12 protein-coding genes are annotated in these 11,932 nt (G+C 50.6%); 5 read left to right on the forward strand and 7 right to left on the reverse strand.

Annotated features, from left to right (window positions below; genetic code table 11):
• The first annotated feature begins 34 nt into the window (after window positions 1-34).
• The 5 genes from VFG09_15150 to VFG09_15170 all read left to right on the forward strand — a co-directional run bounded on the left by VFG09_15150 (window position 35) and on the right by VFG09_15170 (window position 6,567).
• Window positions 35-1,357, forward strand: a complete 1,323-nt coding sequence (locus tag VFG09_15150) for a hypothetical protein (protein ID HET6516489.1) — start codon at window positions 35-37, stop codon at window positions 1,355-1,357.
• Window positions 1,358-1,720: 363 nt separating this feature from the next.
• Window positions 1,721-2,587: a hypothetical protein gene (locus VFG09_15155; protein ID HET6516490.1), complete on the forward strand. Its 867-nt coding sequence runs from the start codon at window positions 1,721-1,723 to the stop codon at window positions 2,585-2,587.
• Between the two features lie 243 nt (window positions 2,588-2,830).
• Window positions 2,831-3,706, forward strand: a complete 876-nt coding sequence (locus VFG09_15160; protein HET6516491.1) for a peptidylprolyl isomerase — start codon at window positions 2,831-2,833, stop codon at window positions 3,704-3,706.
• Window positions 3,707-3,806: 100 nt separating this feature from the next.
• On the forward strand, window positions 3,807-6,071 hold the full coding sequence (locus VFG09_15165; protein ID HET6516492.1) for a tetratricopeptide repeat protein: 2,265 nt from the start codon (window positions 3,807-3,809) through the stop codon (window positions 6,069-6,071).
• Window positions 6,072-6,351: 280 nt separating this feature from the next.
• On the forward strand, window positions 6,352-6,567 hold the full coding sequence (locus VFG09_15170) for a hypothetical protein (GenBank protein HET6516493.1): 216 nt from the start codon (window positions 6,352-6,354) through the stop codon (window positions 6,565-6,567).
• Between the two features lie 197 nt (window positions 6,568-6,764).
• On the opposite strand, the gene VFG09_15175 is transcribed toward VFG09_15170, so the two are convergent.
• The 7 genes from VFG09_15175 to VFG09_15205 form a co-directional block, all read right to left on the reverse strand.
• Window positions 6,765-7,532 (reverse strand): hypothetical protein, encoded by a 768-nt coding sequence (locus VFG09_15175; protein HET6516494.1) that lies wholly within the window; start codon window positions 7,530-7,532, stop codon window positions 6,765-6,767.
• 10 nt (window positions 7,533-7,542) lie between these two features.
• Window positions 7,543-8,094 carry a type II secretion system protein GspM gene (gspM, locus tag VFG09_15180; GenBank protein ID HET6516495.1) on the reverse strand — a complete coding sequence of 184 codons (552 nt, stop codon included), beginning with the start codon at window positions 8,092-8,094 and terminating at the stop codon, window positions 7,543-7,545.
• On the reverse strand, window positions 8,081-9,616 hold the full coding sequence (locus tag VFG09_15185) for a PilN domain-containing protein (GenBank protein ID HET6516496.1): 1,536 nt from the start codon (window positions 9,614-9,616) through the stop codon (window positions 8,081-8,083). The genes gspM and VFG09_15185 overlap by 14 nt, the downstream gene beginning before the upstream one ends.
• Window positions 9,609-10,568, reverse strand: a complete 960-nt coding sequence (locus VFG09_15190) for a helix-hairpin-helix domain-containing protein (protein HET6516497.1) — start codon at window positions 10,566-10,568, stop codon at window positions 9,609-9,611. Before VFG09_15190 ends, VFG09_15185 begins: the two co-directional genes overlap by 8 nt.
• A gap of 1 nt (window position 10,569) precedes the next feature.
• Window positions 10,570-11,214 carry a prepilin-type N-terminal cleavage/methylation domain-containing protein gene (locus VFG09_15195; GenBank protein ID HET6516498.1) on the reverse strand — a complete coding sequence of 215 codons (645 nt, stop codon included), beginning with the start codon at window positions 11,212-11,214 and terminating at the stop codon, window positions 10,570-10,572.
• Between the two features lie 7 nt (window positions 11,215-11,221).
• Window positions 11,222-11,683: a prepilin-type N-terminal cleavage/methylation domain-containing protein gene (locus VFG09_15200; GenBank protein ID HET6516499.1), complete on the reverse strand. Its 462-nt coding sequence runs from the start codon at window positions 11,681-11,683 to the stop codon at window positions 11,222-11,224.
• Between the two features lie 2 nt (window positions 11,684-11,685).
• On the reverse strand, window positions 11,686-11,932 hold a 247-nt coding region (locus VFG09_15205), incomplete at its 5' end, for a hypothetical protein (GenBank protein ID HET6516500.1).

Raw genomic sequence — 11,932 nt, forward strand, 5'->3', positions numbered from 1 at the left:
ATCGGAGAATTTTATCAAAAAAGGAGGAAGGTAAATGTCAAAGAAAGCAGTATTAATGGTTTTCGCGGTCATCCTGGTCGCCTTCGGCGCTGCATCAAGCGCTCTGGCTATCGATGGCCTGACGCCGGCTTTTCCGGCGTATGTGAACCCGGGCGGGCTCGGGGACTCCCTTATCTATGGGTATTACAATGTAAGAGGTAATGTTGACCTCTTCAACGTCGTGAATACCTCCGCAATAGACGGTGCAAAGGTGAGGGTTGTATTCAGGGCAGGCAAGAATAGTGAAGAAGTTCTTGACTTCAGTGTATGTCTCAGCAAGGGCGATGTCTGGACCGCATTCCTTACTGACAGCGGCTCCACAGCAGAAATATGCCCGGTGTTCGATACGGATACGGTTACGGCTCCTCAGATACCGGCGTCATGTAAGACGTTCCAGATACCTTCTGGTTCAAGCCTTACCGCCGACGACCTCAGGGAGGGCTATTTTGAAGTGCTCGGGCTGACATCGATCCCCGGGTATGACAAGAACAGTACCACCGCTAATGCTAACTGTATCAACGTCCCCGGCAATTGCATCAAGACAGAGGTGGACTGCGCAAACTGGCAGAGCACCACTGCGACACAGGGAACCCCAGCCCCTGTTTTTGATGTTCTCATGGGTAATAACACCATCATTAATCTCAGCACCCTCGCTACTTACAGCTACAATGCAACGGCTATCGCATATCCCACTGTTGCAGCTCCAGTCATTGATCCGGGACCGGGCCAGGAGGTGAGCCTCGTTGATGTCGACGTTATCGGCTGTGGAGTGGAGCTCAGCTTGGCGAAGACGGATCTCATTTCACCGTTTGACATCATCTCTGGTCTCGGCGCTGGTACCGAGGTGATCGTCACATTCCCGACGAGGAGGGCGTGTCACGCTTCTGCCACAATTCCTGGTGGTACCGACCTCGGCTTAGGCAATGGCTCCGGCAATCTCTTCACATGCAAGTCTTTCACGGACAACACGACTACAGGCGCCAACAAGAAATGCGCCGTATACGCAACGCCTGTTAGCGTTGTTGCTCGTGACGACAAGGAGAATTCCCTCAACATCCTTAACTTCTCACCAGCAGGTCAGTCCACTCTGCCGAACGAGGTCAATGTCCTCAATATTGGCGGCAGCAAGATATGGACGAGCACCCTCGAAGTCGGTGTTAGTGTCGGCTCCTTCCAGCTTGGCTGGGTGGATATCGATCTCACGAACAGCACCACGGCTCCGGATGGGTTACCGGCGCTTGGCTACACCACGCAGGCCCTTGTGGGCGGTAGTGTAAGCTATATGGTGCCGACAGCGTATAAATCACTCATACCTTAAACATATCACGGTTACGCACAAGAGAGGTGAGGGATATTTCCCTCACCTCTCTTTTTTTTCTCTCACTAAACGATTTTCATGGAGTGTCAAAAAAGGTTAATTGGCTGCCGGTTTTTGGCACTCTTTTCGGAGGGAAGACCCTAGTCATTTGGAGGGGAAACGTTGATTCAGAGTTAAAATCAATGTGTTGTTCCGTATTGACCGCATCACAAGTCTCCGTTAGTATCTCGCATGGAACTTGCTCTGTTATTTTTATTATGTTTATTTCACAATTACGTTACAGCTTGAATTATGATTAAGGATTCACTTAATATAGAGAGGGTTACTTATCAGAACGAAGCATCTCGCATGAAGGAGGAAAAGATGAAAGCAAAAATGATTCTGCTTTCGGTAGTGATGGTGGCCGCTTTTGCGGCAAATGCGATGGCACAGGGCCTGACCATTCATTTTGGAGATGGAAAGACAATACCCTTTACGCGTACAGGTTCAATGACAGTTGATGATGCCGGAAATATCGATTTATCAGTCTCGGACCCGGTACCTGCTGGTGGCAACCCGGGGACGCTGTCACTTTCCCTCAGTCCAAATTCACTTCCCGCAGCAACGCAAGGCATTCAATATAGTCAGTCCGTGACGATGTCTGCGTCCGGTGGCAGCGGCTCTGGCTATATCTATGGCTGCTCAGGGTCTGGTGTTGCGGGGATAACGGCATCGGCGAGCGGTTCAAACGGTTCACCATGTGTCATAAGCGGTACCCCGACAGCGACCGGCACATACACTGTCAGTTTCAATGTCATGGATTCATTAGCCGCTCAAGCTGCAAACTCCGTATCTTTTAACGTCAATCAGTCCGGAGGCGGGAACACCGGCGGCGCTACACTGCTCGCCGAGGGACCCAAAGTCAGTATGCAGATTGCCGCCTCGGGGGAGAACGATTTTTATTTTACCCTTAACAGGGCCGTTAGCATGGTTCAGGTCTATATCACGACGATGGACTGGCAGACAAATCAGGATCTGCTGGTAAGCGACGTGGCACAGCCGTCATGCAGTGTTGCAGTGGGAAGCTATAGTCTACCTCCCAGTCCTGCTCCCTGGTATGTTGTGACAGCATCGAGCAACGAAACGGTCAGCATTAGAAAGAGCTTCTCCGCGGGCACGACAATCTATGTCACTGTCTGCAACCGCTCAAACACAGCGGGAAGTTACGCGATTTACTGGAAGGGATATTAAGGACGATGTTTTTTTCTGAACTATACCTCTGAAGAGTTGCGGTTGAAAGAGATTAACTAAAGAGGGGCGCTCAGCCCCTCTTTTTTTGTCTTTCTACGTCACAATCGTCTGCCCTTCGCCATGATCCTTTATTTGAAAAATGAAGGCACGATTTGCTATCATGTCCGCATCGCCACCTCAGCAATCTCTTCATACCTTTGAGGAGACGTCAAAAAAAGAGTCTGTAAAACGAGGAGGTTTTTTATGAACAGAGTAATCGGAGCAACCGTTGTGCTTTTCGTTATGCTGTGCGCTCAGGCATTCGCCTCGGATGATACGGTCCTCGCCAAGGTAGGTGACAAGACGATCACCATGGCGGATTTTATGAGGATCGTCGGATATTATGATGAAGATAAACAGAAGCTCTTGGAGCATCAGCCGTCTTACAAGATAGTGATCCTTAAGAGGATTGTACAAGGCATGGTTATCGCTCAGATTGCCAAAGAAAAGGGATTCGACAAACGGCCTGATGTGAAGGAACAGGTCGAATTACTGGTCAATGATTTTATCTCATCGGATTTTCTTAAAAAAGAGATCCTGGAGAAGATAACCGTCACAGAAGACGACATGCAATTGTACTATAAGACCCACAAGGAAGAGTTTACGACACCCGCTATGGTGAGGGCGCGGCACATCTTGATTCATGTCGACAAGTCGGCGTCCAATGACATGAAGGAGAAGGCAAAGGCAAAGGCGGAGGATATCTTGAGAAAGATAAAGACAGGGGAGGACTTTGCAAAACTCGCTGCCGAGTTCTCAGATGACCCGGGCTCTAAAACAAACGGTGGAGACCTGGGCTTCTTCCCGAAGGGGAAGATGATGCCCGATTTTGAGAAGGTTGCATACTCTCTGAAACCAGGCGAGGTAAGCGATGTCTTCGAGACACCATTGGGATATCATATCGCAAGAGTCGAAGAGAAGAAAGAGTCAGTCATCGAGCCTTATGACAAGGTGAGAGATAAGGTGAAGGACAAACTCTTGGCTGATTTCAGGAAGGCACGCGCAGAGGAATTCCTCGATAAGGCTATGAAAGAAAACAATGTGGAGTTGAATCTCGAACCTCTTTTACAAAAAAAATAGTATCTTTGCCTCTTCTCATTGATAATTGGTGCCCCTGCAAAGCGTGAGTGACCTTCGTTTTCCCTTTCCTTTTTTAAGATGATACAATGAAATAAAATGTATGGGTCGGGGAAAGAATAAGAAAATAACGCCTGACGCGAGTCAGGCAGGATCCAATAAGAACCGGTTTTTTGCAATCGCCCTCGTATTCATTTCCCTTTGCATCGCCTATTCAAATTCCCTGAACGGCACCTGGGCCATGGACGATTTCTATGTGAACAGGGCCTTTGGAATTCACGATATCCATGACATCGTCGGCTTCAGGAAGGTCACCTATATAACGTTCCTCCTGAATCACTATGTCGCACCTTTTACCCCCGCCAATCTGAGACTCTTCAACATCTTCATCCATTTCCTCAATGCCCTTTTTCTGTATGTGCTCGCCTACAAGACAATACTGCTCAGCCTCAGGGTACGTGGCGAGACACTAAAAGGAACGGAGAGAGGTGAGGGTAACGGAGGCGACTCTTTACAGGGGAGGCTCGCTTTCTCTGTTGCCGCACTCAGCAGTATCGTTTTTGCCCTCCATCCGATCAATATCAATGCCGTCTCCTACATCGTCCAGAGGGCAGCCTCCCTTGCAGCGCTCTTTGTGCTCCTCTCGCTCCTCTGCTATCTTTGGGCGACGCTATCGAGGAGAACAGGGGTTGCTCTTCTGTTGTATGCCCTGAGCGGATTCATGATCGTCTCCGGCATTCTGTCAAAGGAGAACGCTGTCATGGCTGTGCCTCTCATTATGCTCTACGATTATATTTTCCTCTCGAACTTTGACCGCAAGGTTTTCTTAAAGAGATTTGCCATTATCTGTGGTATAGGGGGAGTGGCCATCGGACTGAGTTCGTACTTCATGAAGTTTCACTTCACCGTCGGCCAAATAATCGGGTTTCTCATGAATCCGAATCAGCCCCTTAAGGAAACGGGATGGATGGCTGTCGATGTTTATTGGACACCCATCCAGCATATCCTTACGGAGTTCAGGGTCATCTCGAGGTATATCGCTTTGATTCTTTTCCCCCTTCCCCAATTCTTTGTCTTTGACTGGTGGGGGTTCCCTGTATCGAAGGGGTTGACAGAGCCGATAACCACGGTAGCGTCAATGATCTTGCTGATGGCGCTTACGATTCTTGCAATAGTGCGAATGAAGCGTTATCCCTTGCTCTCCTTCGGGGTCCTCTGGTATCTCATCGCACTCTCACTCGAGAGTTTTGTTGCCCTCGGTTCTGACCTCTATTTCGAGCACAGGAACTACCTCCCGGTGTCGGGGCTGTTTATTGGGATCTTCGGGCAGATATTCGTATCGTGGAAGAAGACGTTTAGCGACAAGACACTATGGACGATGATGGTCGTTCTGGCCATGATCCTTGGATCCCTGACGTTCTCAAGAAACACGGTCTGGAAAGACTCGCTGAGTTTGTGGCAGGACAGTCTCAGAAAAGCCCCCTCAAATGTCAGGGCCATGATGGCTGTAGGGAATGCATACCTGAAGGTCCCTGACTTTGCGAAAGCCAAGAAGTATTATAACGAGGCTGTCAGGACAAGCATCGAAAACAGGTGGCTCTCTTCTTTCAATGCTGCCGTTTTCCGGCTGGGGATGGCCTATTTATTCGAAAAAAACCTCGCGGAGGCGAGGAAGCTTATTGATTCAGCAAAGGCACAGATCGATTCTTACAACCTCAGGATCCTCGAAGGTTTTTACAAGGCCCTCAGTGGCAGACTTGATGAGGCCCTGGAGAATTACAACAAGGTCTTGCCTGAAACATCAGGCGTCGACAGAGTTGTTGTGCATGAGCTTAAGGGTGACGCGTACAGAGAAAAGGGGATGTGGGACGCTGCGATCGAGAACTATAACAAGGTGATCGCGCAGGACCAGAGTTTTGCATCTGCCTATTACGGCATCGGCATGGCGTATCTCGGCAAGAGAAATATTGCTTCAGCCCTTGAATACATTGATCGGGCATTGTCTCTCGAACCTAACAATATCCTCGCCCTTTCCGACAAGGCCGATCTCATGCTTATCACAAAGAAGGCTAGGCCTGAAGAGGCGCTTCTTTATGCCCAGAGGGCAATCTCAAAGTCCCCGCCCTTTTATCAGCCCTATCTGACTATGGGAGCGATCCTTACGATCCTCGGAAGGGAGAAGGAGGCGGATGATTCCTATAAGAAGGCCGTGGAGCGCAAAGCGCCGGACTATATGGTACCCCTCAGCAGGGCACGGGCATACTACATAAAGGGCGATCCTGAAAAGACCAGGTATTATCTTTCGGAAGTCCGTAAATACCGGCTGCCCGAGAATGTCAAAGCCATGCTGCAGCAAAACCAGCCCTGATGAGGATTCATAGCGTCTTCATGATTTCCTGATAAGATCAAGCTGTGTAAAAGAGTTGCGTCGAGAAGGAGGTGATGAAGCTTATCGCATATGTTTATGTAAGAGACACGCAAGGGAGAGAAAGGGGTAGGGTACAATATTCATGTATCTATGAAAGGAGATCAAAGAAATGAAAAAGCTCGCTTTGATACTTTTCGCAATTTTTTCGATTGCGGTCTTGATTTCTTCGAACACTGAGGCAACCACATTTGAAGCCGATTCTCCAGCCACTGGGGATTTCATGTTAGTATTCAGCGCAGCAAGCATCGATGGGTACAGTCATGCTGTTGCAACCTTCAACAATGTCGATAACACCGCCTTTGCCGTTGTACTCGATCCGTACGGCGTGCCTGATTCTGTTCCCTATGGATATGCCTATCTCTTTGCCGACTACTACTATCATCAGCTCTGGGGTTCAAACGACGGAGTGAATTGGTATGTAATTGGAAGTATTTAAGAATAGTGCTTTCACAGGGGGATAGATATCCCCCCGATCATGGTTACGTATTATTACTGCGGCAAGTAGATACTCTAAAAGCCCTCATTCCTGCAAGCGAAGTGCGTCGGGAACTCTCCTGAAAACGAAGAGAGATTCCGGACAAGCCGGAATGACAAACTGCAATACGTTTTATATATTCAACTGCCGGAGTAATATTATCTTCCTCGTCTAAAGAAGTCGAGGAACGTCTTCCGTGCGTCTTCCGATGATGCAGGCTGTCCTGGTTGTGCAACAGGCTGAGCCGGCTGAGCAATGGGTTGTGCCGGTTGTGCAACAGGTTGTCTCGGCTGTGGAGCAGGCTGGGGTTGGACCTGAGGAGGCGCCTGTGCCGCTGGAGGGAAAGGTTGTTGTTGCGGCTGTCCTGGAACTGTCCCAGGCTGCTGAGGGGCGCCGGGAGCAGCAGGAGAGCCTTCCCTTGTCTTCGGTTTCATCGACTCGTTCAGTTGCACCGTCATGGTTTCCTCTCCCCTCACCATAACAACCTTCGTCGCCTCGATCTCCTTCAGGGTGAAGCCGCTCAAGGTGTCACCCTTCTTCAGGGATATCTGGCGCTTGCCCCGTCCGGCAGTCGTCTGAGGCGCTTTCTTGTCTTCCATATAAGCCACGACAGTGTCGCTTGTTATCAACGTTCCGTAAAGCACGAATTCCGGCGTCGGAAGGGGCTGCACCGGGGGCTTGTCCACAGGTATCTTTCTATCCGGGTGGAAGAGGTTCTGCTCTCCTATGATCACGTAATCCTGCGGTGAAGGGGCCTGACTCTGAGGATGGGTTTCCTCTTTTGCCGTCTCAGACTTCTTTGCCGGTTGAGCCGTATATCTGACGTTCATGTTGAACAAGGGTGGAACAATATAGCCGGCGCACGTGATGACGACGATCATGAGGACAATATTGAGGACAGTCAGATTTCTCGTTAGAATGTGCAAAAGGCGCATATCATTTCCCCGCCGTCAGCGCCGCAACGTCTAACTTTACGGTAAGTTCCTTCGGTTCCCGGTAGTTCCTTACCCTCGAGTCAACCTCTTTCACAACGAGGTATGGCGTCCGTGTCTCGATGGAGTAAAGGATGTCGCTCAGGGCCCTCGGATCGGGAAGAACAATGTCTACGCTGACGCTCACGATCTTGAATTTTCCGAGGTCCTCGGGCTTGCCGACACGCTCGCTCGATATCGTCCCCCCCCGGCCCATGACGATGCCTCTTACTCCGTCCTGCAGGGACGCAGCAGCGAGCGACAGGGTTTGGCCCTCTATGAGTTTCGAATCATCAGCAGCCCTCGTATCTTTCAGCGAGGCAAGTTTCTTCTCTAGCTGGGGTTTTTCCGCTATAAGGGCGGTGTATTTTTCAAGGGTCCTTATCTTTATCGCCTCGCTGTCCTTTATCGAGCCCATTTCAGTCCGGACCAGCACGTATCCGTACTGGTATATGACAAGTCCGAGAAGCAGGGCCATAACAGGTATGGCGAACTTAAGAGACCTATTTCTTTCCATTTTTTACGGTTGTCCCCTCGGCCTTTTTGATGCCTTCGATCTCCATCTTGATGATAAATCTATCGGAGTTCATCCTTGCGTCCCTGAAGGTCGGAGATGCAAACTCGGCCTTCTTGAAGAAAGGCGATGCCTCGAGCTTCGGCAGGAGTTCTGTTGCCGAACCTGCGTATCCCTCAATTTCAACGTTTGTCTCGGTGATCCTGACCCGCGTGAGCCATGACGTCTTCGGAAGGACCGTTGTAAGCTCCTTGAGGATATTCAATGCCATCGGCCTGCTCTCCTTGAAGGCCGCTATCGTCGAGATATCGGTGTTAAGGGCGTCGATCTCTTTTTTCAGGTTCTCAACCTTCCTTGCCTCATCTTTCTTCATGCTGATCTGACGGTCAATATCTTCGAGCCTCTTACCTTCAATCTGGAAGGGAGTTACCATATAGGCGATCAAGAGGGCGATGACTGTGATGAGAAGGATAATCGTAAATCCTACGGGCGCCTTCGATCTCTCATGACGTCCCATGGAGAAGAGATTCAATCCCCTCGATTTCGGCCACAGTGAGTCGACCATCCCTCCGAGAGAGGCGTAGGGGATATCTCTCTGTGACCCCGGGATCTTCAGGGCAGTCTCATCGAGGAGCGTGATCGGCAAAGACGCATGGAGTTTCAGCAATTCCTTCAATGAAGGGCTCTTATCTCTGAGGAGAAGAATGACACGGGGGTCTCTTCCTTGCTGTTTCGCTGCATTGGTTAAGGTCTCGATTTCGCTTACGACGACATCAACCTTCGACTTTTCGTCGGCCCCCGCAAAACTGTCAGTCATCACTTCCGTCAATGCCCCCTCTGAAAAGAGCGCCCCTTCGTAGCCGTCCGCGCGAACCTCAATGAAAATCAGATCCCTCTTCTGCTCTCCATAGTGCAGAAGGGCCCCCATTCCGGAAAGATTGACTATCAACCTGCTGACAGTCAGTCCCTTTTCTTTCAAGGCGTTTAGATAGGGGTTTATCAGGTCGGCCTTTGCCGCTATGATCAACAGGGTGAGTTTGCCGTCAGTTTCCTTCAGTATCCCGAAGTCATAGTAGGCCTCTTCAGCTGCAAAAGGAGTCAGACGGTCCAGTTCGTACGAGACCACCTCAGGGAGGGTATCTCTCACAACAGAGGGCATCTCTGCAGTCCTGATGATTGCCCATGCCTTAGGTATGCTGAGCGTTATTTCTGCCTTCGTTGCCCTCAAGTCACTGACGGCAAGTGCAGCCGAAGATGCAAGCTCCTCGGTTTGCGGGAATCCCGTCCCGTCAAAAGATTGCCTCTTATACCCGTTCAGTTTTAACCGGGAGAAAGACCGTGAGCCATAGGAAACAGAGACCTCTGCCCTTTCGACAGCAACACAGACGCTCTTCTTGGCTGAGATTGCGTCATGGGCAGGGCTGAAGGTGAGGAGCCGCCAGAGAGGCTTCCCCATTCCCTTCAATCTTGCCGTTGAACCGGAGGCAAGCAACGAGAGTTTCTTGATCGATAATGCCTCACTCATGGGCCACCTTTGCCGGGCTCTTGTAAGAGAGATAACTGAATTTGTTATTGCTCTCGATGAATATTGTCGCTTTGATGGGATGCCCCGTCTTCTCTGTTCCCTTATACCCAACTGCCTCAATGCTGAAGGAATTCGAAATAACGGGCAAGAGATACAACTGACTCTGCTGAGGGAACCCCGGGATCTCGTTGACACCCATGATCTCCTTGTCCTGTCGCATGGCTATGATCGCGTCGGCAAGCTCAGGCGTCATCCCGGGGACCGCCGCCATAAGCTCCTTCGAAGCTGCATTGACATTGATCTTGTCCCCGGTGCCGGGACTGATGGTGATGAACTCGATCAAGCCCTTCTTCTCACCGTCTCCATAAAGGATCTGGGGTGTAACTCCCTTCACGAGCAAGAGTTCTTCCAGGGTGTCGAAGTTTGCATTTTTTGCCTTGTAGGGGTTCGGAAGAGACATGTAGTAATCGCTCTCAGCGCCGTTCAGCCTGCGCAGATCGTCAGCGTCTTTCCAGTCGAGTATGGAATCCACAATCGTGTCCACGTCTTCGTCGCCCACCCCGAGATTTGTCAGAAGTTGTTTTAATATTATAGCATTTGCATCATTCATTGTGTTTATGTTGAACTTCCCTGACTCGTCCATGATGCTGACCGTGTAGTATCCGTCACCGAAGTTGTCGGAATAGGGTGTCCCGTCCGTTTTCCAGACCTCCATCCCCTCGAGCAGTCCCTGGGGCTGGCCCTTGTTAACCCTCCGGTAAAAGGTCTCAGCGATGCCCCGCTCGATTCCCGCCTCGGCAATAAATCTCTTCTGTATCCCTTCCTTGAACGATACGGTCGCTTGGGTCTCGGTCCGTGTTATGAATGAGAATGAAAGGACGATGACCATGAGGACCGTCATGACCCATAATACAAGGAGAAGGGCTATGCCCCTTTCTGTCCTTTCATGCATGTTATCTCGCCACCGGCAGGGGCTGAGACCCTGTCAGCGTTGGCGTGAGGGTCCCTCTTGTCCTCATAGGGATGATCACCCCGAGTTCTTTCCTTCCGTCAGTAAGGTTGAGACGGATACTCTCGGGGATGCTGTTCGTATCTGTCCATTTGTCTGTCCATTTCCCTGTCTCGTCAGTAGGCTCTTTGTAGAAGTAGTCGAAGGAGATATCGTCATGAGGGGTCAGAAGGGTTGTCGCTGCGCCGCCCGCCAGTCCGACGATATTCTCTGACACCGCCAAGACCTTCTTCCCGTTCGCGTCGGTCTCCACCGTATAGGTGACGGTCACATAGCCCTTCTTCCCCCCCCAGATGGAGTAGTTCGTCGAGAATTGGAGGGAGTCCTTCGTACCCGTGAAGGTATATTTCTTGATGCCGTCGTCATCAAAGGTGAGGGGAATCTCAGACTGGATCTGGTAGTCGATAATATTCATGGATGACCTCATCCTTTCAAGAGACTCTATCCGTTTCTCTCCGGTGTCCACAGACCTGAATCCGAGCCTCATAGCGGCGGCGACAATGAGGATGATCACCCCGATGATGGCAATGGAGACGATCAGTTCAAGGAGCGTAAAGCCCCTCTGCCGATCGCATTTGTAGTTCCGCATCACAGCCTCATATCTTTTTCTCAACGGTTTTCAGCGTCCGCAAGGTTATCGCCCTTTCCTGTGTCCCCTTGGCCCAGGTGACTGTCACGACGATCTCGAGCAGCTTTACCTGCAGGTTCTCTGTCCTCTCTTTCATCGCCTCCGAGACCGAGACGTCAATTCTGTAACCATCCTTTGTCCTGTCGGTCGATGATTTCTCAGTGAGTTTCTCATCAGCGAGGACCTCTCTCATCGCAGCATTGGCCTTAAGGCTGGCAGAAAGGTAATCCTCTGACGCAGCGATCGCCCTCAGATCTGCAGAGAAGAGCTGGAAGATAAGGGCCACAGCTGTAGCCAGGAGGGCAATGGAAACGAGGACCTCGAGGAGGGTGAAGCCTGCCCGGGAATTACGCCTCGCAGCAAAGGGATCGAGAGCCCCATGGTCCCCCAAACGGTTATTCAAAATGGTGAAGCGTGGTCTCTGTATCATCGCTACTTTATGATTACCGACCCGACGATGGGATCGGTCTCTATGCTTATTGACTGCTTCTTACTCGATAATACAATCGTCCCGCCCTCAATGGCGCCGGCGCCGTCGAATTGTATCTGGTATTTCCCCTTGTCGATCTCGCCGGATATCCCGTCGAGGATCTTCACGGCAATATCGTTGGGGATGCCTCTGTTCCCCTTGCCTTCAAGGCCATAGAATTTCGAGTCCAGGTCTATGGTCACGATCTCC

Source organism: Thermodesulfovibrionales bacterium, from assembly GCA_035686305.1.
GTDB lineage: Bacteria > Nitrospirota > Thermodesulfovibrionia > Thermodesulfovibrionales > UBA9159 > DASRZP01.